This window comes from Wolbachia endosymbiont (group A) of Sicus ferrugineus (assembly GCF_947251515.1).
In the GTDB taxonomy this organism is placed as follows: Bacteria; Pseudomonadota; Alphaproteobacteria; order Rickettsiales; family Anaplasmataceae; genus Wolbachia.
This window is the reverse complement of the sequence record NZ_OX366370.1, coordinates 43,471-66,165: the sequence shown is the minus strand read 5'-3', so window position 1 is coordinate 66,165 and position 22,695 is coordinate 43,471. Positions and strand designations below refer to the sequence as shown.

20 protein-coding genes, 1 tRNA gene and 1 pseudogene are annotated in these 22,695 nt (G+C 34.7%); 12 read left to right on the top strand and 10 right to left on the bottom strand.

The features are described 5' to 3' along the window. The 3 genes from hflC to OPR24_RS00325 all read right to left on the bottom strand — a co-directional run bounded on the left by hflC (position 1) and on the right by OPR24_RS00325 (position 2,208). Positions 1-873, bottom strand: a complete 873-nt coding sequence (hflC, locus tag OPR24_RS00335; protein WP_265033333.1) for a protease modulator HflC — start codon at positions 871-873, stop codon at positions 1-3. A gap of 2 nt (positions 874-875) precedes the next feature. Further along, positions 876-1,910, bottom strand: coding sequence for an FtsH protease activity modulator HflK (gene hflK, locus OPR24_RS00330; protein ID WP_265033331.1), 1,035 nt, complete (start codon positions 1,908-1,910; stop codon positions 876-878). Positions 1,911-1,992: 82 nt separating this feature from the next. Then, positions 1,993-2,208, bottom strand: coding sequence for a hypothetical protein (locus tag OPR24_RS00325; RefSeq protein WP_265033328.1), 216 nt, complete (start codon positions 2,206-2,208; stop codon positions 1,993-1,995). A 156-nt stretch (positions 2,209-2,364) separates the two neighbouring features. On the opposite strand from OPR24_RS00325, the gene OPR24_RS06450 reads away from it, so the two are divergent. The 4 genes from OPR24_RS06450 to OPR24_RS00305 all read left to right on the top strand — a co-directional run bounded on the left by OPR24_RS06450 (position 2,365) and on the right by OPR24_RS00305 (position 5,428). Next, positions 2,365-4,101, top strand: a complete 1,737-nt coding sequence (locus OPR24_RS06450) for an actin-bundling T4SS effector WalE1 family protein (protein ID WP_320157122.1) — start codon at positions 2,365-2,367, stop codon at positions 4,099-4,101. A gap of 350 nt (positions 4,102-4,451) precedes the next feature. Further along, positions 4,452-4,787, top strand: coding sequence for a divalent-cation tolerance protein CutA (gene cutA / locus OPR24_RS00315; protein WP_265033327.1), 336 nt, complete (start codon positions 4,452-4,454; stop codon positions 4,785-4,787). Further along, positions 4,778-4,852, top strand: a tRNA-Gln gene (locus OPR24_RS00310). Before cutA ends, OPR24_RS00310 begins: the two co-directional genes overlap by 10 nt. 135 nt (positions 4,853-4,987) lie before the next feature. Further along, positions 4,988-5,428 (top strand): hypothetical protein, encoded by a 441-nt coding sequence (locus tag OPR24_RS00305; RefSeq protein WP_265033326.1) that lies wholly within the window; start codon positions 4,988-4,990, stop codon positions 5,426-5,428. Between the two features lie 26 nt (positions 5,429-5,454). Here OPR24_RS00305 and OPR24_RS00300 read toward each other — a convergent pair whose 3' ends face one another. Both OPR24_RS00300 and OPR24_RS00295 read right to left on the bottom strand, forming a co-directional pair. Next, positions 5,455-5,787, bottom strand: a complete 333-nt coding sequence (locus tag OPR24_RS00300) for a hypothetical protein (protein WP_265033324.1) — start codon at positions 5,785-5,787, stop codon at positions 5,455-5,457. Between the two features lie 786 nt (positions 5,788-6,573). Continuing rightward, positions 6,574-7,221 (bottom strand): heme exporter protein CcmB, encoded by a 648-nt coding sequence (locus OPR24_RS00295; RefSeq protein ID WP_265033322.1) that lies wholly within the window; start codon positions 7,219-7,221, stop codon positions 6,574-6,576. A gap of 107 nt (positions 7,222-7,328) precedes the next feature. Between OPR24_RS00295 and OPR24_RS00290 the strand changes: the two genes are divergently transcribed. Continuing rightward, positions 7,329-7,721: a TraR/DksA family transcriptional regulator gene (locus OPR24_RS00290; RefSeq protein ID WP_253302608.1), complete on the top strand. Its 393-nt coding sequence runs from the start codon at positions 7,329-7,331 to the stop codon at positions 7,719-7,721. A 172-nt stretch (positions 7,722-7,893) separates the two neighbouring features. Here OPR24_RS00290 and ubiB read toward each other — a convergent pair whose 3' ends face one another. Then, positions 7,894-9,324 (bottom strand): 2-polyprenylphenol 6-hydroxylase, encoded by a 1,431-nt coding sequence (gene ubiB / locus OPR24_RS00285; RefSeq protein ID WP_265033320.1) that lies wholly within the window; start codon positions 9,322-9,324, stop codon positions 7,894-7,896. Further along, entirely contained in the window at positions 9,321-10,061 is a 741-nt protein-coding gene (locus OPR24_RS00280) for a metal ABC transporter ATP-binding protein (protein WP_064124826.1), read from the bottom strand. The genes ubiB and OPR24_RS00280 overlap by 4 nt, the downstream gene beginning before the upstream one ends. On the opposite strand from OPR24_RS00280, the gene OPR24_RS00275 reads away from it, so the two are divergent. Next, a complete protein-coding gene (locus tag OPR24_RS00275) occupies positions 10,053-10,934 on the top strand; it encodes a zinc ABC transporter substrate-binding protein (protein ID WP_265033318.1) in 882 nt (293 codons plus the stop codon). The two genes, OPR24_RS00280 and OPR24_RS00275, sit on opposite strands and share 9 nt — an antisense overlap. A gap of 74 nt (positions 10,935-11,008) precedes the next feature. Here the strand turns inward: OPR24_RS00275 and OPR24_RS00270 are convergent, their stop codons facing one another. Together OPR24_RS00270 and rpmG are read right to left on the bottom strand one after the other, a co-directional pair. Then, positions 11,009-11,284 (bottom strand): helix-turn-helix domain-containing protein, encoded by a 276-nt coding sequence (locus OPR24_RS00270; RefSeq protein ID WP_264687833.1) that lies wholly within the window; start codon positions 11,282-11,284, stop codon positions 11,009-11,011. Between the two features lie 25 nt (positions 11,285-11,309). Continuing rightward, the gene (gene rpmG / locus OPR24_RS00265; RefSeq protein WP_064124823.1) at positions 11,310-11,510 is read right to left on the bottom strand and encodes a 50S ribosomal protein L33; all 201 of its coding nucleotides are present in this window, start codon (positions 11,508-11,510) and stop codon (positions 11,310-11,312) included. A gap of 149 nt (positions 11,511-11,659) precedes the next feature. Here rpmG and OPR24_RS00260 point away from each other — a divergent pair, with 149 nt between their 5' ends. The 6 genes and pseudogenes from OPR24_RS00260 to OPR24_RS00235 all read left to right on the top strand — a co-directional run bounded on the left by OPR24_RS00260 (position 11,660) and on the right by OPR24_RS00235 (position 19,813). After that, on the top strand, positions 11,660-13,423 hold the full coding sequence (locus OPR24_RS00260) for an Rne/Rng family ribonuclease (RefSeq protein ID WP_265033316.1): 1,764 nt from the start codon (positions 11,660-11,662) through the stop codon (positions 13,421-13,423). An 87-nt stretch (positions 13,424-13,510) separates the two neighbouring features. Beyond that, positions 13,511-15,433 carry a molecular chaperone DnaK gene (gene dnaK / locus OPR24_RS00255; protein ID WP_265033314.1) on the top strand — a complete coding sequence of 641 codons (1,923 nt, stop codon included), beginning with the start codon at positions 13,511-13,513 and terminating at the stop codon, positions 15,431-15,433. An 88-nt stretch (positions 15,434-15,521) separates the two neighbouring features. Further along, positions 15,522-15,806 (top strand): BolA family protein, encoded by a 285-nt coding sequence (locus tag OPR24_RS00250; RefSeq protein WP_320157136.1) that lies wholly within the window; start codon positions 15,522-15,524, stop codon positions 15,804-15,806. A 7-nt stretch (positions 15,807-15,813) separates the two neighbouring features. After that, on the top strand, positions 15,814-17,055 hold the full coding sequence (gene metC / locus OPR24_RS00245) for a cystathionine beta-lyase (RefSeq protein ID WP_265033310.1): 1,242 nt from the start codon (positions 15,814-15,816) through the stop codon (positions 17,053-17,055). After that, positions 17,030-18,454, top strand: coding sequence for a UDP-N-acetylmuramoyl-L-alanyl-D-glutamate--2,6-diaminopimelate ligase (locus tag OPR24_RS00240; protein WP_265033308.1), 1,425 nt, complete (start codon positions 17,030-17,032; stop codon positions 18,452-18,454). The genes metC and OPR24_RS00240 overlap by 26 nt, the downstream gene beginning before the upstream one ends. Positions 18,455-18,801: 347 nt before the next feature. Then, positions 18,802-19,813 (top strand): annotated as a pseudogene (locus OPR24_RS00235) (IS630 family transposase). Positions 19,814-19,912: 99 nt separating this feature from the next. On the opposite strand, the gene OPR24_RS00230 reads toward OPR24_RS00235, so the two are convergent. Continuing rightward, positions 19,913-22,672 carry a PD-(D/E)XK nuclease family protein gene (locus tag OPR24_RS00230; RefSeq protein ID WP_265033305.1) on the bottom strand — a complete coding sequence of 920 codons (2,760 nt, stop codon included), beginning with the start codon at positions 22,670-22,672 and terminating at the stop codon, positions 19,913-19,915. Positions 22,673-22,695: the final 23 nt, after the last annotated feature.

Here is a 22,695-nt window from a genome sequence, read left to right as displayed (position 1 = left end):
TTATTTCCATCCTTTGTTTAAAATATCTAAAAAGTTATTATTTGGTGAAAGTACAAATTTAGTATTATTTTCGGCAAATGATTTACTGTAAGCGCTCATAGAGCGATAAAAGTTAAAAAACTCTTCATCAACCTTAAATGCCTCATTATAAATTCTAGTTGCTTCAGCATAACCACGGCCCCTTATTTCATATGATTCTTTTACTGCACTAGAGATAATTTCCCTTTTTAATTTATCAGCTTTTGATCTAACTTCCTGCCCAGCTTGCTCTCCTTCTGCTCTAATTTCTTTTGCTTCTTTTTCCCTTTCAGTTTGCATACGGCGAAATATTGCAGAACTATTTTCTTCTGGTAAATCTGCTCTCTTAATTCTTACGTCTATTATTTCTATGCCAAATTTTTCAGCTTCAGAATAAACTCCACGCTGAATCAATTGCATAACCTCTGATCTTTTTTCGTTCAACAAACTAATCAACGAAAATCTGCCTATATTTTCTCTTATGTGTGCTTCTATAACCGGATACAATCTTCTAACCAGCCCTGATTCATTCCTCACAGCCTGGTAAAAAGTAACAGGATTTGTTATTTTATATTTTGTATACGCATCTACTATAATACGTTTTTGATCCGCTGTTATCACTTCCCTTGGGATCTTATCAGGACTTAAATCTAAAACTCTTTTATCAAGAAACTCTACACTATTTATGAATGGTAACTTAAAATATAAGCCACTTTCCCTAACATCTCTTACAACTTTACCGAGTTGTATAACTATCGCTTGCTTTGTTTCTTGCACAACAAATATTGAATTAAATAAAACAATCAATAAAACAACAAATACAGAAACAAAAACAATTTTAATATTACTACTCATGGTTATTTCCCTAAATTTGTAAGAGGTAAATAAGAAAACATACCTTTCAGATCATCAGTTACAACAACTTTGTCTACCTTACTGAAAATATTTTCCATAGTTTCAAGATAAATACGATTCTTAACGAGAGAAGGATTCTGTCTATATTCCTCGTAAAGAGATAAAAAGCGATTTGCATTACCTTTTGCTTCATTTATTACTTCATTCTCATATGCCTCTGCATCTAATTTTATCTTTATCGCTTCACCCTTTGCTCGAGGTATAATATCATTATTATAAGCATATGCTTCGTTTATAGTACGCTCTTTGTCTGCACGAGCACTTTGTACATCTCTAAACGAACTGATTACTTTTTCTGGTGGATCAATTTTTTTCATTTGAACAGATAAAATCTCTATGCCCATTTGGTATCCATCAAGAATCTGCTGCAATAGAATTCTAGTATCTCTAGAAATTTCTGGTCTGCCTTGACCAAGTGCAAAAGAGATCGTGTTTTTACCTATTATTTCTCTCATAGCACTTTCAGCAGCATTTTTAACACTGAAACCGGGTTTGTGATCACGCACTTTGAATAAATAGTCCTTAGCATCTCTAACGCGCCACTGAACCTCGAAGTTAACGTTGACTATATTTTCATCTCCAGTTAGCATCACACCTTCACCGCGATCTGTGTCTCGCCCATAAGAACTACTTACCCCAATTTCTTCACGATTTACTTCCTTAACATTCACTTTAAAAACCTTGCCAATAGGGTAGGGGAAGTGATAACGCAAACCAGGTGTTTCTGTATTAGAATACTTACCAAAGGTAAGTTCTATACTTTCCTCACTAGGGTGGACAATATAAAAGCCAGTGCAAGCATAGAACAGCAAAATAATAAAAATGATGAAATAAGGTTTTTTGCCCCTGTTTCTGGTTAATCCATTCAGAAAGAACCTTACATCAGATACAGCTTTACTTAAAATATCTTCATTATTAGGAGTTTTGTTCCCTACCGGTTTCTTTCCCAAATTCCAAGGATTATTCTCATCAAACATAATGATTGATTCTATAATTAATACGCTAATATTACTTCTTTAATAAGAAAATGCAAACATAAATTGCTATTTTATTTACAAATTAATCATCAGGATGGAAAACATGATCGTACACTTCCTTTTCTCTATGTAGTATGGTCGACTCTATAGAATTTTCTGGCTTTTTTTTGAATTCTTTGTTGTCACTCTTTAAGTGCACTACGTCTTCGTGAAAATGGGAATTGTACCTAAATAGTAAAGCTATTATTATTAAAGTTATAACAGCCAAAAAGATGAGTGCCTTTTTTATGCACCTCATAAATACTCCGGCTTCTTGACCTAATTTTCCACACTATCAAAAAACACGTCAAGCAGAATTATTCAAAGACAAATGAACATTAACAGCCAAATTAACACTAACTTAAGAATCGAGGGTGTACAATATGAATATATTTAATTAATAGTGAGGTTTAAAATGTTATCTGATAATGGAACAAATTCAAATGTTGTTGAAATACAACAACTTAAACAACAAAGTAATTCTACGCCTTCTTCAGAGGATTTATTAAAACAAAAAATAGAATCATTGGGGAAAGAAATAAAATCATTACAAAAGCAGGTTCGATTGGACCGTAGTATTTTTGGGTTGGGAGCAATTGGCTTCATATCTTATCTTGTTGCAACCAACTGGTCAGCAATTGCTTCTGCTTTTTCAACTACAGGAACATCTACAGTCGCTGCAGGAACAGCTGCTGTACCAATAGCTGGAATTGTAATTGGAGCAGTAGTAGGAGCTATTGTTTTGGTTGGTGCTTCTTATGCAATGTGGAAATATAGAGCACAAATAAAAGAAGGCTTCAAATATGCTGCAGAAAAGACAGTTGATGGGGCGAATTATATTGGCGGAAAAATTAGAGATGGTGCTGTATATTCCAAAAACAAGGTAAAAGAGGGTTATGAATATTCGGCAGCTTCACTAGAAAGAGGTGTTAGCTTCGTAGGTGAAAAAGTAAAGAAAGGAGCAAGTCGTGTAACTGAGGCAGCGGCAAATAAGTTATATAATGCGGCTGGTAGCGAGAATTATTCAGACAGAATAAATGATGAGCTTGTTCCTGATTCATCACAAAAGAAGAAAATTCAAGAAATAAAAGGGGATCTCAAGGCAATTTTTGCTGACAAAGGAAATAATTCTGGGTTAGTAAAAAATATACTTTCTAGAATATCGTCAAAAATTGATTTAAAAATGGCAGAGGAAGCAAAATCAAGATGGGAAGAGCATACTCCTAAGTGGCAAGTACAGAAAGAATTCATTCATAATTTAAATGAAAAAAGTTTGTATAGCTTGTTAACAAAAAGGTCATTGCCTAAGTATAGGTATTTCATCGACAGTGTTTTCTCTGACCATTACGATGAAATTAAGGAGGTTATTAAAGAATGTAAAGAAAGTCATTTGTATTCAAGCGTAAGCAATATGTTCAACAAAGCTGAGAAAAGAGCTAACAGGCCTTCTTTCAAAAGTTTAACTAGGTCTATATCGTCATCATTGTCTTCACTAGGAAGAAAAGACTCTACACAATTAACTAGCAGTTTATCAGAAAGCAGTTCAATGAGTTCACTAGATTCTGCAAGGACTGACAGCACTACTAGCAGCGAAGCGAAGTTGTTAGACCCTAGTGAGCATAAAGAAGTAAAAGCACCTTCTTCATTTTGGGATAAGGTTTCATCACCTTTCAAAAGTGGCAAAAAGTCAGGAAAAACTTCTGAAGTTGAATATCAAGCTCTTGAATCAGGCGCAATGCCACCTGCAACAGTAAATCCTAATCGTCTTAGAAGAAGCAGTTCATCTAGTAGCTTAACTTCTAAGCTTACTCCAGTTGCTTCACCAAAGGTGCCTGAAAGTCCAACTTTAGAGGATAAATGGTCAAAGTTTGTTGATCAGCGGGTGAAACACCACGCGCTTTCTGCTCGAACTAATGGAGGAGATAAGGAACAACAAAAGCCTCCTACTTTTACACCAAAGGTACCTAGAAGCCCTTCCCCTGATAGTGGAAGGAGTTCACCTGGCTCATCTGCTCATTCTACGCCAACAAGACAAGGTCTTCCTTCAAAAGAACAATTTGACAAAGAGCTTGGGGAAAAGTTGGCAAAACGACGTGCGGGTTTGAATAGAGTTAGTCTGGAACCTATTACACAAAAAGTTACAACAGTGTAATAAACAAAACAGCTCACCTTCTCTAAAAGGATGTTACTCAATGAGTAACATCCTTTTTTGTTTTTGACTATAGTCGACTTAAATTTACAATTAGACTTTTTACATTATCCTCTGTCATCCCAGTGCGTGACACTGGGATCTAAGTTTTTATGCAAAATTATTATATTTATATACTTGCAAATAGGTGCAATTTGGAATGATTTATATTGTGAAATTAAGAAATGAGATCCCAGTGTCTGGGCACTGGAATGACAGAAGAGAGTGCTAGAATAACAGAAAAATCTCATCTATTTTCTCTTGATGAATAAACCTGAGTGGAGTATAGTAGCAATGCATTTATGTAGATTCTAATGAATAATTTAGTTTTGATTTATACAACTTTTTCAAGTTTGAAGGAGGCTAAAACTGTTTCTGAAGAATTATTAAACGAGAAATTAATTATATGTGTAAATATATTTCCCGAAGTGAATTCTCTGTATTTATGGGAAGGTAAAATTAGTAATAGTTGTGAAGTAGTAGCAATTATGAAGAGCAAAAATGATCAAGTTGATAAAATTGTAGAAAAAATCGAAGCAATGCATTCTTATGATCAGCCAGCTATTGCTGTGATGCCCATAGAAAAAGCAAATAAATCTTTTACTAATTGGGCTAATAGTGTTATTGATGTAAGTAGTATTGGGGTGTAGCCAAGTGGTAAGGCAGCGGTTTTTGATACCGCCACGCGAAGGTTCGAATCCTTCCACCCCAGCCATATTGAAGTGGGTGTGAAATGATATCACTTTTCTATAAATTAAGATTATTGAATTATATATTAGGTAGTCTAAAAGATATAACTGTGAAACTGTTTCTCTTCACAATGTATCTTTACACATTCAGCATTGTGCTCATGTTTCTCAGCAATGGTTTTTGGTATGCTGTAGAATTTGGCTCTTTCAAAAATGCGTTTTACCATTTGTTTCAATATTGCAAATTGTATTATGAAAATAGGGAAGATCTCGGTTATGGAATTTCTATTCGAGTGTTAGTAGCATTCCTTACTCCGCATTTTCTCTATAAGTTGTTCCTTAGCAAAGGCTGGAAGTCTTTTTTAAAGGAAAAGATAGTGCAGATACTCAGCACAAGAAGAAAAAAGGGTAGTGAGTTCAGTAACAGTAGTAAACCAAGTGGCAGTAGTTATAGTGATAAGAATAATTACAGCAATAACAGTGGTAACAATGAGCATCACGCTCAAGATGCAAAGCGGAAAGTAGACATGATAAAGCAGCTATTAATCAAAGATATAGAGGCAGCTATAGATAGGAGATTGAATGATATTTTTTTTCGGTAAAAGGAGTAAACCTCATTAAAAAGGCTTTATCTAGTAAGGCTTTTTAAAATTGGCTGTATTTTGTTTTTTACGTATATCGGATCACAGTCAGCCAATATACATGTGTGAACAAAATCTTGACTGAAGTCTGACAACCAAGAAATCGCCTTACGTTTTTCTACCAAGCTTTCTGTTTTTTTGCAGTGACTTGCTGCATCAATCATTGCCTGCGCTATTACTGATTTCCACAGCAAATAATACCTTTGTATATCATCTGACGTACTATTTGTTTCATAGTGGTTAAAAAATTCTTTAAAAATTGAAATTGTTTGACATAATGATACCTCTTTGGATTGAAATTTGAAATGATTTGAGTTCATGTCGCCACAGCAGATCCCGCTAACAAGTAGCGGAATGACGAGTTACTATACCGCCACGAACCGTCATACCGCCGCGGCCACTAACAAGCAGCGGGATGACTAGGTTATCGTCATGCCACCGCGAACCGTCATACTGCCGCAGACCGTCATACCGCCGCGGTATCTCATCCGCTAACACATAGCGGGATGACGATTCTTCAAATCGTCAAGGTGTTATCCCAGTGCCCTGACTACTTGGATCCAGAAAACTTAACTTTAAATAAGTGGCTGCATAATAAAGACTAGATTCCAGCGTCACGCACTGGAATGACACCATTTTCGGTCTCTTAAATTGCTTTAGCTACAAACATTAAGAAATTTACCAAGCGGAAAAAAAGGCAAAAGAAGCCCCGTGGTGCGAGTTTTGACCCTATAATAATTTAAACTGGCGCTGTAATAATGTGCTAACGCTTAAAATAAGCGCGATTTGGCTGAATGTAGAAAAAATAAAAAAGACATGCAGCCGCTATAATTTTATGTAATCCGCCAATAAATACCCTGAGTTTTTTACTGAATTTTGTCATTGAGCCTGCAGGTCAAAAACAAGTTTTGAGTCATAAATACCCTTATTGTCATAATAAGGGGGCTGGCGGAGTTTGTCAAGTAAGTTTTTTCGTTTCTATGTTGTCAGCTACTTGCATGACACCATTTGTTGTAAACTCACTTTTTCTTGATTTTTTGGTTTATCTTGTCTACCTATTTTGCCACTCTGCTAAACGGATACCTACTGAATAACAGTAAGATTTTTCAATCCTGTTCCACAGCAAATTTTAATGCAATGTGAGTAGTTATAGTGCTGTTAACAATCAAAACGACAAAAATTAACATGGTGATTAGTAGTGTATAAATATTCAAGGACAAATTTTCAAATTGAGTTAGAATTTTAAAATACACAAAGGTTGGCATTATCATTGGCAAAACAAGAATTTGCGATACTCCTGATGCTAAGTTGTTTCGACCAATCATCAATGCATTTCCAGTAGCTGAAATATTAATGATTATCAGCGTATTAAATAATAAAGACACTCCAACTGCTATTGAGTGTTCAATACTATTGCCTAGAACTGCAAAGCTGAATATGGAAGAAACCACTGAAATCGGTAGCCCAAATAATAACCAGTGAGCGAAAATTTTATAAGCAACTATAAGCCTAGAAGAGAGTGGCTGTACAAAGATTTGCTCTAATATTCCATCATGATAATCAGATGTAAACAAATTATTTGTAGAGATCTGCAAAACAAATGTAGCACATATCCATGTTAATGTTAACATAACTTCTTGTTTATTGTTGTTTTCAAGTGTAAATGAAGATAAACTTAACATTATAATAAAAATACATACTATATAGGTAAGGTTCTTACCATCTATTACTAATTTTTTTACTAAGTCGATCATACTAGGCTTTTAAATGTTTATTATAAATTATAGTGTTTACTTTGAGGGTAGTATAATTTTTTGTTCATAAGTTATATAGGTTTTATTATTTTTTTGATAATGCAATTATGGAAAAGTTACCGAAAATAAAGTCACCAGAGGATTATACTCCTTCAGAAGATGAAGAATATATGAGCGTAAAACAACTGGAATACTTCAGCTTAAAGTTACAATCAATACTCGCTGAGTTGGAGAAACAAGAACTAGAAGATAATAGTATTGATACATACTATTCTGATGGAGATAGTGGAAATGAGGAATTAATCAAGCGCCGAAAAGATAGAAAAGAAAAGATTAAGGAGGCGTTAGAAAAAATAAAATTAGGCACTTATGGTTACTGCGATGGAACAGGAGAAGAAATAGGAGTCGAAAGACTTAAAGCTAATCCGCTTGCTATATATTGTATTGAAGAGCAAGAGAGAGTAGAAAAAGAAAAGAACGTGTACAACATTAACGATTAATTTACACATAAGTGGTGAGCTATTGGGCTTCAAGAGGAGCAAGAGGCGGATCAGGACTGAAGTATGTTATGCTATAAAGAAAGTGGAAAATTGGACATTCTCAACTCGACTCCTGCAGATTAAAAATTAAGTTGAATTAAAAATTGGGTTTGACGCAGTTTTTTCCCATAGTTTAAGAAATTAAAAACTTAACGATTAGAATTATAATTACAAACCACAGTAAAAAATAGACTTTTCCATTTGATTTATTTTTAACTTGGATGTTTTCTAATTTTTTATCAGCTATTAGGTTTAATTTTTCTATAAGGCTAAATATCCCTTGGATTGTTTTTACAGGATAAGAATTTCTAATTTTTTCCCTATACCCTATTTTACTTTCATGTTGACTGCTTATCCACGCTTCAACTACTTTCCACATATTGATTTCTGGGTAGATCTTTCTACATGTCCCTTCCAGTAAAATCATAGTTTTCTGCAGCAATAACAATTGTGTTTGAACTTTCATATCAAAATCACCAGTTATTTTTAATAGCTGAGCAAGTAAACTAGCAAATGAAATCTTCTGTATAGGCTGCCCAATAATGGGTTCACCTATTGCCCTGCAAGCTGTGACAAAATTTCTATGCTGTGATGAAACGTAACCAGCTTTAAAGTGCATTTTTGCAACGTGGTCATAATCCCGATTTAAAAAGCCTTTGAGTATCTCTATAACGTAATAGCATGTCTCACGATCTATTCTACCCATGATTCCACAATCCAGGGCAATAATATTGTTATTACTATCAACCATTAGATTTCCAGGATGCATATCAGCATGAAAAAAACAATCCCTGTATACCTGACTACAAAACGATTCTATAAGATTGATAGCTATTTGCTTACGATTATTCAGTTTTTCAACTTCGTATATTGGTGTTGCTTCTATCCATTCTAATGTTAAAACCTTTTTTGCAGTTCTATTCCAATCTATTTCAGGTACATAAAAACCTCTGTCATTTTTTGTGTTTTCCTTTAGTTCTGAAGAGTGAGCAGCTTCAAAACGTAGATCTAACTCTAATCGGCAAATTTCAGCAAAAGTTTTGACTAATTCAATTGGCCTCAGCCTTTTTGATTGTTCGCTAAATTTTTCTGCAATTTCTGCAAGCCAAGAAAGCATTTTTATATCCCTTGAGAATGTTTTCTCAATATTTGGCCTTAAAACCTTCACAGCAACTTCCTTACCCTCAGTTGTAACCGCTCTATGCACCTGAGAAATCGATGCTGCTGCAATTGGCTTTTCAGAAAAGCTTGAAAAAATGTCGCTCAATTTACAATTAAACTCACTTTCTATAGTTTTAACTGCTATTTTATGTGAAAATGATGGCAATCTATCACATATCAATAACAAGTTATTTGTTATATCCTCATTTAAAACATCAGTACGTGATGAGATAGACTGCCCAAACTTAATGAACACCGGACCTAATTTTTCAAGAGCACACTTTAGCTTATGGCCTTGTATTTTATTTATTGATTTCTTTGATGGTGGAAGTAAATAAGGTAATATATTGTAACGTGTCAGCACTGTAGTTATGTGCAGAAGACGCAAAATATTTTGAATCATTTTGCTGCGTAACTGCTAAATATTTCATTTAGGGTTCTATTTTTCATAATCTCATCAGGCTTGCCTTGGCAATAGATAGTATTATTTATACAAATTACGTAATCTGAGGATGGTAGAGCAGAGTTAAGATCATGAGAAGTCATAAGAATCGATACCAATCGTTTTTTTGCTATTTTATTTATAATATCATAAAATTTAGCCCGCGCGTTAATATCCATTGCACTGACTGGTTCATCTAGAATGATCAAGTCAGGCTCTGCAATTAAACAACGTGCAAGCAGTAGTAGTTGTGTTTGCCCTGCAGAAATTTCTAACACTTGATTCTTCAAAATGTTACCGATACCAACCAACTCTATCGCTTCTGTAATAATGGATTGATTTTTCTTTAGTCTTTTCAAGGAGCTATTTAAAAGGAAATATTCAACTGTTATTGGCATCAAATTACTAATACTAAAATTTTGCGGCATATAGCCAATTTTTATGTTGTCAGCAAATACGATACTACCGGTACAGCTTTTATTTATGCCAGCAATTGCTTTCACTAAAGAGGTTTTACCTCCACCATTTGGACCAAGTATTGTAATTACGTCTCCTCTTTCCATGAACATATTGATATTGTCAAGGATTCTTTTACCATCATATGTGAGAGCAAGATTTTCTATTTTTAGAACACGATTATTGACATTATTTAACTTTTTGGCAAAATTTAACTTCTTCTCAACGTTTATATGAGACATTTACTGGCTTTTTTTCTATTACTTTCATTTACACTATACTATAATATTGCCTTTTCATCCAATTTAAAAGTTGTAGCTACAATCAAACCTATCCACTCACTTGTAGCTTCTGTGACAGAAGGGATTTTAGAACCGGAATTGCTTGGCTATGCAACATCTGCGCATAATTATATATTAAAGCCGTCTGATGCGAGTAATTTGGAATCAAGTGATGTCATATTTTACACTGACGATAACTTAGAGACGTTTGTTCAAACTTTCGCCAAAAATAATAAAGAACTAGTGCAATTGTCAAAGGTAATCAACCTACTTCCTGCTCGGCCACATTCATTTTCTAGAAAAATTACCAATACTCAAGATGAAAAAGACCTACACATTTGGCTGAGTCCCGAAAATGCAAAGAGCATGGTACTTTTTATAAGTGCAACATTGTCTAACATAGATAAAGAAAATTTCCATCGATACAACTCTAATGCAACAAAAGCCATAAAAAAAATAGACCAAGAAGTAAAAGAAATCGTGAAAGAACTGAATGATTTTAAAAATCAAAAATACATCGTCACTCACGATGCTTATCAATATTTTGAAAAATATTTTGGTTTAAATCACCCAAGCGCCATTCTTTCTATAGAAGAGGATTCGTACATAGGTATGAAGAGTTTAATGAAGCTAAAAAAGATAATGAAGGAAGAAAACGTTAAATGTATATTTGCTCATTCACAAGAAGATAGCATAAAGCCTAATGCTCTTTCTAATGACGCAAAAATGGTAGTTCTTGATCCTATTGGATCAGACATAGAGCCTGGAAAAGATGCATATCTAGCTATAATCAATAGCATTGCACAAAATTTCAAATCTTGTTTTGTTGAGTAACAAGTTCTTTTTAAAATGCCTCTGACTTACTGTTTTATTGTTCTGCATTTAAATCACCATTTGTCCTTTACATATTATACAGGTTTAGAATTATGCTTTATTCTTACGTTTATGTCTTGGTCCAATGCAATCAATAAGTTAAGCAAGTATTCTAAGGAAAACCCTTCGATTTTTGACCTATTGATTTGAGATACTTTAGGTTGATCAATCTTTAGAGCGCTTGCTGCTTTTTTCTGTGTTTTGTACCTCTTACTTATTAATTGTGCAATGACCTTTATTAATTTCAGTTTTGTATCTTTTACATCCCCCAACTCTACTATTATAGGATAACTTAATTGTAAATTTTGCATAATAATAAAATTCCTTATAAAAAAACTACTTTAATTTTTCTTCTTTAAATAATACGTGCCTTCTGACTACTGGGTCATACTTCCTAAACTCCAGTTTTCTGGTGAGCTTTTTTGGATTACGCTTTTTTACATAAAAATAGCCAGTTGATTTTTCTTCACCAGTTTTTGTTATCTTGATTGCAGTGCTGACTAACTTAACGAGCAAAGAAGCATTTTTTTTCGCCATACTTATAATGATATAATAAATTCTATGCGAGTTTATTACGCAAAACACTAAAAGTCAACCGAATAATGCAGATCGTAAAATTCTTGACAATCAACAGTGCATTAAGTAGCATGAAGTTAACTTCAGAATGAAAAGCAAACGGTAAATAAGTGGCAAATAGTGGCAAAAGGTTATTATTGATAGAAAATTCTGCCTGTTCTAATGAGGTAAGAGTTGCCTTATCAGTTAATAATAAGGTTGTAGAATTTGAACAAGAATTCAAGGAAAAAAAACAATTAAGAGGTAATATATACGTTGCTTATGTAAAGCGTATAGAGCCTTCTTTGCAAGCCGTATTTATTGAATATGGAAAAAACAAGCAAGGTTTTTTATCTTTTTCCGAGATATCTCTAGATTACTTCAATATTCCAGAAAAAGAAAAGGAAACTATCTTTGAGGGCTACTCAAATGACGATTGTACAGAAGAAGCTTCAGCAAATGTTTCTTCAGATTCTGCAGCTAGTAAGAATGTCAACGAGTTAGGTAGTGGTTTTGTAAGAGAGGTACCTTTATATAAAAAATACAAATTACAAGATGTTATTTCAGTAAATCAAAAAGTATTGGTCCAGCTAACTAAAGAGGAACGAGGCAATAAAGGAGCTTCATTTACAACATACATAACTTTAGTGGGTAGATACTGTGTTTTCATGCCAAATTCCATGAGTAAAGGTGGAGTGTCTCGCAGAATTGAAGATGCTAATGTCAGAAAGCAGTTAAAGGATATACTGAGTTCAATAAACTTGCCAAAAAGATCAGGTTTAATAGTAAGAACTGTTGGTTCAGGAAAAGATAAGAAAGAAATTGAGCAGGATTACAATTACTTATCCTCATTATGGCAGAGCATTCAAAAAAATGCCTTCTCTGTAAATGCTCCATCATTAATTTACAACGAAGCAGATGTAATTATGAGATCTGTTCGTGATTTTTGTAGCGATGGTATAGAAGTCATAGTATCTGGGAAGGAAGCTTTTGAATCAGTGAGACAATATATTAAAAATGCATTAAAAGGTAGTAAGTTGCGTTACAGATTGTATAGAGGTTCTATCCCAATCTTTACTTACTATGGAATCGAAGATCAAATTTCTGAGTTATATAGCAATAGGGTAGAGTTGCCATCTGGTGGGTCTTTGGTAATAACTTTAACTGAGGCGTTTGTTTCAATAGACGTAAATTCAGGAAAGATGACAGGAGAAGATAGCATAGAAGAAACAGCTTATAGAACCAATATGGAAGCAGTACCTGAAATATCAAGACAGGTGAATCTTAGGGGCCTATCAGGATTAATAGTAATCGATTTTATTGACATGTTGAAATATCAGTATTGCAGAGCTGTTGAGTCTGCTATAAAGCAAGCGTTTAAAGACGATAAAGCTAAAGTTCAATTTAGCTACATAAATGACTTTGGTTTAATGGTATTTTCAAGACAAAGAATTAAACCAAACATACAAGAAATTAATACTACAGAGTGTTTACACTGCAAGGGTATTGGAAGAGTAAAATCGAACGAAGTAATTGTTGCATCGATACTAAGGGATTTACAACACATTGCTCATAGGAACCAAAATAAGTCTTTTGATTTAGTAGCGCATAGTGCGGTTATAGCGCATATTTTTAATAATAAACGGAATACAGTTTCTACAATCGAAAAAGAGTTTAATATTACATTGAACATTAGTATTGATAACAGTTTAGATGTAAATACATTTGTTTTAAAACAAGGAGATGATGTTAATTCAAACGGTTATAAGCCATTACAGAACTCTGGATACCAAATTGAGGATAGCAGCAATGAAGAAGTTGATAATTCAAATAAACTACGAGGCAATTTTTGGCTGACTAAATGGCTTTCGCGCTTTTTAAGTTCTAATAACTAATTAGAAACCCTAAATTGGGCTTGTAATTAATAAGTCCTATACTTATATATTCTTATATCAGATAATATTTACAATGGGGTACTCATTATGGGAAGAGCAATAGGCATAGATCTCGGAACAACAAATTCTTGTGTTGCAATAATGCAGGGCAAGGATACAAAGGTAATAGAAAATAAAGAAGGGGCAAGAACTACTCCATCTATAGTTGCATTTACTTCGTCAGGAGAAAGGTTGATTGGCGCTCCAGCAAAAAGGCAAGCAACCACCAATGCAAGTAATACCTTTTTTGCTACTAAGAGATTAATAGGCCGTCAATACGGTGATTCTGAAATGAAAAATCTAAACGTGCCGTATAAAGTGTTTGCAGCAAAAAATGGTGACGCATGGGTTAAAACCACTGATAATAAAGAATACTCTCCTAGCCAAATTGGTGCATTCATACTACAAAACATGAAAGAAGCAGCAGAAGCTTATCTTGGAGAGGAAGTAAAAGATGCTGTGATAACAGTGCCAGCATACTTCAACGACTCTCAACGTCAAGCAACAAAAGATGCAGGAAAAATCGCCGGATTAAATGTGCTCAGAATAGTAAATGAACCGACTGCTGCAGCGCTTGCTTATGGTCTTGATAAGAAACATGGGCACACAATAGTGGTATATGACCTTGGTGGTGGTACATTTGATGTCTCAATACTTGAAATAGGTGAAGGGGTTTTTGAAGTAAAGGCTACAAATGGTGACACTCATCTTGGAGGTGAAGACTTTGATAACGCAATAGTGAGTTATTTACTAGATGAATTCAAGAAAAGTAATGGCATTGATTTGAAAAATGATCCAATGGCTATGCAAAGAATCAAAGAAGCTGCTGAAAAAGCGAAAATTGAATTATCAAGTGCAATGGAAACGGAAATAAATCTACCGTTTATTACAGCTGATGCAAGTGGTCCAAAACACTTAAATATGAAATTAACGAGAGCAAAACTTGAAAGCTTAGTGAATGGTTTAATCGAAAGAACTATGGCTCCCTGTAAAAAAGCTCTTGAGGATGCTGTTTTGTCTGCTAGTCAAATTGGCGAAGTGGTTCTCGTTGGTGGCATGACTCGTATGCCAAAAGTCATAGAGAAAGTTAAAGAATTCTTCGGTAAAGACCCGCATAGAGGGGTCAATCCTGATGAAGTTGTAGCAATTGGAGCTGCAATACAGGCGGGAATCATTCAAGGTGATGTAAGAGATGTGTTACTACTTGACGTGACTCCACTTTCTCTTGGTATTGAGACTCTAGGAGGAGTATTCACTCCACTTATTGAACGTAATACTACTATTCCCACTAAAAAATCTCAGGTGTTTTCAACTGCAGAAGATAACCAAACAGCCGTTACAATTAAGGTACATCAAGGTGAAAGAAAATTGGCGGTTGATAACAAGCTACTTGGTCAGTTTAGTTTGGAAGGGATACCTCCTGCTCCTCGTGGAGTTCCTCAGATCGAAGTAACATTTGACATAGATGCAAATGGAATAGCACACGTTTCTGCAAAAGATAAAGCTACTGGAAAAGAGCAAAAAATACGCATTCAATCTTCAGGTGGTCTATCTGATGATGAAATAAATCGCATGGTAAAAGAAGCTGAAGAAAAAGCGCAAGAAGATGAAAAGCGTAAAAAGTTTATTGAAGTGAAGAATCAAGCGGATAGTTTAGTTCATTCTACAGAAAAGTCTCTAACAGAGTATGGTGATAAAGTTTCACCAGAAGATAAATCTGCTATTGAAAATGCAGTTAACGAATTAAAAGAAGTTAGTAAATCTGATAACATTGATGACGCTGATTCAATCCAGCAGAAAGTTACTAATCTTTCTCAATTATCTATGAAACTTGGAGAAGCTATGTATAATGCCTCACAACAAAATAGTGCTGGAAATGGCTTTTCATCAGAAGGGAATCCAAATGATAAAGAAGAAAAAGTAGTAGATTCTGATTATCAAGACATAGATAATAAGGAAGAGAATAAATAAGGGTGTATTGTTATATCACTTTTCCTGTCATCCCAGTGTCAGCTACTTGGATGACAAGAAGAGCATGTTGTTGCTTAAAGAAACCATTATGGATATTATTAAAACAATAGAAGAAAAGATACGCGATTCGATAGATGTAATTGATATCAACATTATCGATGAATCAGCAAAGCATGCTGATCATTATTTTGCTTTATCTTCAACATTACCTTCGCACATTAAATTAATATTAATATCTGACGGCTTTATTGGAATGAGCGTTCTAAAAAGACATAAGTTGATTTATGAGTTATTGAAGGGTGAGATAGAGCTAATACATGCAATTTCTCTTCACTTGTATACGCAAAACGAGTACAATTTAAAAAATAAATAATAAAAATGTGAAGGAAGAGTCTATATTAGTTAAAGCAGGAAGAAAACTTAATGACTATAAAGGTTCTATGAACCCGCCAGTTTATCATTCTTCTACCATATTATTTCCTACTTACAAGGACTACTTAAATGCAGCAAATGGAGAAAGTATATACGATGTAATCAACGATGGTGTTGCAAGGGATTATAGCTACAGTAATGTTGGTACTCCTACTGTCCATTATCTTTCAAATGCACTGGCTGAAATTGAAGGGAGTGGACAAGCGCTTATTTATCCTTCCGGACTATTTGCACTTACTTTTGCTATTTTGACTTTCACTAAAGCAGGCTCGCACGTTTTAATTCAAGATAATAGTTATTATAGGCTTAGGAGGTTTGCAGAAAATGAGCTACCAAAAAGAGGAACAAAAGTAACTTTTTATGATCCAACGCAGGATATAACTGATTTAATTCAGAGTAATACTTCATTGATAATGATCGAGACTCCTGGTTCTATAATGTTTGAGATTTCGAATATAGAGCATATAGTAAAAGTTGCTAAAGAACGTGGAATCGTAACCGTTTGCGACAATTCATGGGCCACTCCTTTGTTATTTAAGCCGCTTGATTATGGAATTGATGTTGCACTATATGCAGTGACAAAGTATCTAGCCGGTCACTCAGATTTAGTTATGGGAGCTATTATTGCTGAAGGTGAAATTTTTAAATTGCTTTATGAGAGCTATAAAAATTATGGAGTAACCATTCAATCGCACGACTGCTACCTTGCACACAGGGGACTAAGAACACTGCACACACGTATGAAAAGGCACCAAAATACAGCAATGGAAGTGGCAAAGTGGCTAGAAGCACAGCAAAAAGTTAGAAAGGTTTTATATCCAGCACTTCCCTCCCATCCTCAACACGAATTATGGAAAAGTTACTTCAAAGGAGCAAGCGGTACATTCAGTATAGCACTGGATAGAGAATATTCATGTGAAGAACTAAGCTGCATGGTTGATCATATGAAAATTTTTAGTATTGGTGCTTCTTGGGGAGGGTGCGACAGTTTGATATTACCAGTAGATCGTAGATCTATGTCAAGATCTGTAATGAATTCAGATTGTGGTGGAAGTTTCGTGCGAATATTTTGTGGACTGGAAGATCCTGAAGATTTAATCTTTGACCTTAATGACGCACTAAAAAGGTTACCATGTTTAGACTTTCAAAACGATGAAGTAGGACATGAAACTGAGAGAATTACTGCATGATATTGTTGATGTTAACTTTGACGTTGAAATCAAGGGCATTACATGTAATCCCAAGAGAGTCAAGGAAGGTTATCTTTTCGTTTGTGTGTCAGAAAGGGATAGGATTTACATAGATCAGATATTATCTTGTGGAGCTAAAGCGATAATTGCAAGTGATTGCATAACAAATGGTGTCATTCCAGTGCGTGACGCTGGAATTCATATTTTCCACCCAAATCCTCAAGAAATATACAGCGAAATAGTCAGCAGGTTTTATCAATTCAAACAGCCCAAATATGTTGCTGCTGTAACGGGTACGAATGGTAAAACTTCAGTAGTAGAATTTTGCCGCCAGATCTGGCGGAATGCTGGCTATAATGCTGCATCTATTGGAACACTTGGAACATGCATCAATAATGGTAGAAAAGGTAATAGCAACAGTCTTACCACTCCAGGTGCAGATGACCTTTACGCAACATTGCGTGGTATAAATGTAGAACACTTAGTGTTAGAAGCATCAAGTCATGGGATTGATCAATATAGAATCCATGGATTAAAGTTGAGTGCTGCAGCTTTTACTAATTTCTCGCAAGATCATTTAGATTATCATAAGGATATCAATAAGTATTTTGAAGTTAAAAAAAAGTTATTTTATGAGGTATTACCAAAAGGGAAAACAGCAGTGTTAAATGCAGACATAAGTGAATATGATGCGCTGCTTAAAATAGCTGAAGAACGTGGTAATAAAGTTATAACCTATGGGAAAAAAGGCTCTGATATTACTTTGTTAAAGCAAATACCAGCACCAAACGGTCAACATCTTACAATTAAAATTGGCGATGAAATTTATGACATGTTTTTTCCGGTTCTGGGGCAATTCCAAGCATATAATCTGTTGTGTGCAATGGGTATAGTTACCTCGTCTGGACTGAATTACAGAGAAATATGCGTAGAAAAACTCGTTTCTCCACCAGGAAGAATGGAAAAAGTGAAACCTTTTGCATTTGTGGATTACGCTCATACTCCAAGTGCGCTTAAACGAGCCCTATTGTCTTTAAAATGGCACTTCAACAAAAAAATAATTCTAGTTTTTGGTTGTGGTGGCAATCGTGATCAAACAAAACGCGCAGAAATGGGTAAAGTAGCACAAATATATGCAGACAAAGTGATAATCACGGATGACAATCCGCGTGATGAGAATCCTGCAGAAATTCGTCGTGGTATTTTACTACATTGCCCTAATGCGCTAGAGATAGAAGATAGAAGAGAAGCTATAGAGAAAGGAGTAGATATTGCCTATAACGAGGGTATGATTCTGCTAGTTGCAGGAAAGGGGCATGAAGGATACCAAATCGTGAGCGGCCAAACTTTTGAATTCAGTGATGTTGAGGTTATTAAAAATCATGCCTTAACATACTGATTTTCACAATGGGCTTACCTCCGTATCTGTTCAGGGACGTGGCTAATGTGCGAATATTGAAGCAAAAGTGATGTCATCCCAGTGTTAAGCACTGGGATGACATCCTCCTGGTAGACAATGTTCGTACAGCTGTGTGTCGGGGCACTGGGATGACACCCTACTTGGCAGACAATGTTCGTACAGCTATGTGCGTAACGCTGGCACTGGAATCTAGAAAAAAATAGATCCAAGTAGTCAAGCTACTTGGATGACACTGACTGCTAATACCAATTCCCATTACAAGGCAACCAGATGGACAATGATGGAAGAAAAGCCATAATGAAGCAAGTAAAATAGTTGAGGTATAAATGGCATTAAGATTAAAATTATTGGATGAAAAAGTAGTAGAATCAGCAAAAGAAATGCTGAAGAAAGTAAGGAACAATGCATATGTTTCAAAAAAACTAAATGCTGTAATTGCAGCAAAAAAGCACAGTATAGCGGCTGTAGCAAAAATATATTGCATTTCAAGAAGCGCACTAACTTCGTGGGTAAAACTCTTGAAATTTGGCAGAAAAGAAAAACTGTTTACTCCTCCACAACGGCGTAGAAAAACTAAATTAAATCAGGATCAACTACGGCAAATTGAAGAGTGGATAGAAGAAAATCCTAATATTACCATTAAAGAAATGAGAATAAGAATCCAGGAAAAGTTCGGATTAAATATCAGCAAATCTACAGTACACCGCTATATGCAAAAGATGAAATTCTCATATATTACACCCAGACCAGTTCATAATGGACAAGATAAAAGCAAACAAGAGGAATTCAAAAAAAAATCTCAATGGAGCTATTAGCAAGTATCCAGAAAAAGAGCTATTTTTCTTTGATGAATCAAGGTTTGGCACACATTCAAAGGTTGGACATGGGTGGTTTAAAAAGGGGATTAGAACACAGGTTAAAACAAAATTAGTTAGGCAAAATTTCTATCTCTATAGTGCGGTTAATCCTAGAAATGGAGAGAGTTCTAGCTTATTTGCACCAAATGTCAACACTGATTGCATGAACATATTTCTTGAGCAGATGTCGCAATATCTAGAAACACGAGAGGCTTTTCTCGTTATGGACTGTGCTAGTTGGCATAGGTCAAAAAATTTAAAGGTACCTAAAAATATCGACATTATATACCTACCTACATATTCACCTGAGCTAAATCTTGTTGAGAGGCTTTGGTTATATATAAAACAGAACATTTTGCGCAATAAAATATACGATACAATTGCTCTGCTTTAGGGTGCTTTGTGCAAATTTATTACTTCTCTTGCCAGCTCCACAATTAAACAACTCTGCAATTTCTCCTATTTGACTGACCAACAATGAGAATTGGTATTACAAGCAAACTTTTCTGGATCCCAGTGTCTGGGCACTGGGATAACACCGTCACAAAGGAACCAGTGTCAGCTACTTAGATGACACCATTTACAACCACTCCCCTACCCTTTCTAGCTGTTTATAGCTGTTAAATCTCAGGAATTTATCAAAATATGGAGAGGCAATAAAAGGTGTGGAATTACTTAAATAATTAGATAAAAAACCAGGCAGATCATTTTTTAATTCTTGCATTTTGTATCTATAATTTTGTATAGAAATAACTTTTATTTTATCATAATCAAGTTTCCAATAAGCAAGTTCTGAGACTTCTCTTCTTGTTATATGTTCTACCGCTAAGGCTTGTAAAATTAATTGCGGAAAAAACCCCGACATTACTTCTTCGTTGGAAGGTGGTGAACCAAGTTTATAGTCTATAATTGCTACTTGCCCACTTGGTAGATACTCAACTCTATCACATCTTGCTGTCAGTGAAATTGCTTTTGTCATGCAAGTAGCTGACACTGGAATCCAGTTTTCATTATACGGTTGTTTGGTTGCAATCAAATTTTCTGGATCCAAGTAGTCAAGCACTGGGATGACACCCTTCTTCTTAGTGGAAGTCGTACAGCATCCGCGCAGTTGTGTGTCACGCGCTGGAATATGAAATATCGGACAGGAAAAGCTCTTTTCCAACTCAACATAATTGCTTCGAGTTTCATCAAATTCGACAAAAGATTGAATTATCCTTTGCAGTCTTACCCACCACATATTTGAAAAATTAAACTGACTAGTCGAGAATGCTTTTCGTGCAATGCTCATTGGCGACTTTTTGTTGCGTAAATATCTTGCAAGAATGTTGTGCACCATAGTGCCAAATTCCAATATCGATGGCTTAAAATTCAAGTCTCTTAATTGTTTAAGGCCCAGTATATATTCAACGTAAAATGAATAAGGATTACGAATTAGCTTTTCTATTGCACTGCAAGACATCACCTGCATTTTTTCTTTTCTAACTTCGGTTTGAGGTTTTGGCATAGGCTGAGTACATGGAACAGTACATTCAGGCGTATTTAATATCCTCAGCCAATCGCGATACGGCTGTTTCCCCTCCTTGAGCAGAATTTCCAAACGCTGCAATAGAATTGGTTTTCTATTGCTTAGCGATCTTGTAATATAAACCTTACTTGCACAAAACAAATTGTGTAAAGTATAAAAAAAATACCCCTGCTCTTCTTGCGCAGAAGGAAGGTTAAATTTTTCTCTCGTAAGTGCATTCAAAAGCGGACTTTGAAAGCTTGGCGCTTCATTAAATCCAGCGAGTATTACAACTTTGTTGTGATATAAGCTGAATTTATTCAAGTCATTTGCTACAGAGAAAAACTCTTTCTCTAAAAATAAGGTCAGAATTTGGCTATATAACTCTAAGGAGCACTTAATTTCTATACCCTCACATGCATTCAAGAAATTACAGGTGAAATTACCTATTTCACTATTTAGCTCTGAAAAATTTATACCAGATAGCACATTAATACACTGCAAATGAGTTGCCACCACATCAGAAATAGGGCAATTTATAGAGTTAAGTAAAAGATTAAGTATAGCCTCTAACCTATTGATAATAAGCAATATATCCTCTTTATGTTTTAGCTTTTTATACGTATTAATAGCATCTATAATATCTTTAAGGCCATTTGTACTAAAGTTGCGTAATATCTCTATTTCAAATTCAGATAAAATCTGAGAGTACTCTTCTTGAGTGTAATCAAAAGTCACTAGCCTATGTTTAAGGAGCGAAAGTAATGACACACTGCTCCAATTTGAGGTCAAAACTTCGATACTATAAAGTAGGAGTGTTATATAAGGATAATTTTCCGGTATGGCACTGTGTTGCCTTGATAAACATGCTATACGAGCTGCAAGTAATTTATCAAAGACAACCAAAGAAACGTTTTCATAATCTTCATTCTCTATAATTAATGATGTCACTTGTGCTTCTTCCTCTCTGGAATCACAAGTGATGACTTCAATATTGCTAATATGTCCATTACTAACTTTGCTTAGATCGGCAGTTGTATCAAAAACATAGTCAGTTATTTCATTCTCTATAGTGTTCAAGCAGCTAACATCCCTTCTATCCACTTTTAAATAATCAAGCAGATCTTTCAGGCAATATTGATAATGTTTTTTATCAAGTGATTGCCAATCTTTCTCTTTAATTTTCAAATTCAGATTAGGCAAAATTATTTTTCCAAACGGCAGGTCATATATAGCCTTAATTAACGACTTATCCTTTCCAATTCCAACAAAGATTATATGTTGGTCTTTTTGTAAAGAGATTATCATATTGTTTATGTAATCACTCTTATGTTCTAATATATCTACTACTCCTAAATCTTTTAAAATTTTATTCCAACTCTCAATGAGTAAGCTTATGAAATTCTCTATTTTTTTTGAATGTTCATCGAATTGATAACAATCCGTTGTTTGGGTAGATTGAATTTTATCAAGCAATGATGGCAGGCTATAAGCTAAATCAATGGGGAAATTATCATTATTTTTTCTATTCCACTCCAATATGAATTGAATGAGTAGCAGCGTCCTCTTTGTTGGATTGATAACTTTAACTCTATCAAGATTTAATATTAAATCCTCCTCATCGATGTTCTCTAGCGAAACTATCTCTGGCAAAATTATGCATTTTTTAGCGTTATAATTCTTGAACGCACTCATCAGCGCTATTACATCCCTTTTGCAGGGAAGTATGATCTTTATCTCGGGAATTTTTTCTCTTTCACATTCAGAAAATATGTGCTGAACCAATACATTGAAAAAGGACTCATCCACGTTAACGGTAAAAACTCTTCCCACTAACAGTAACAATTAATACAATA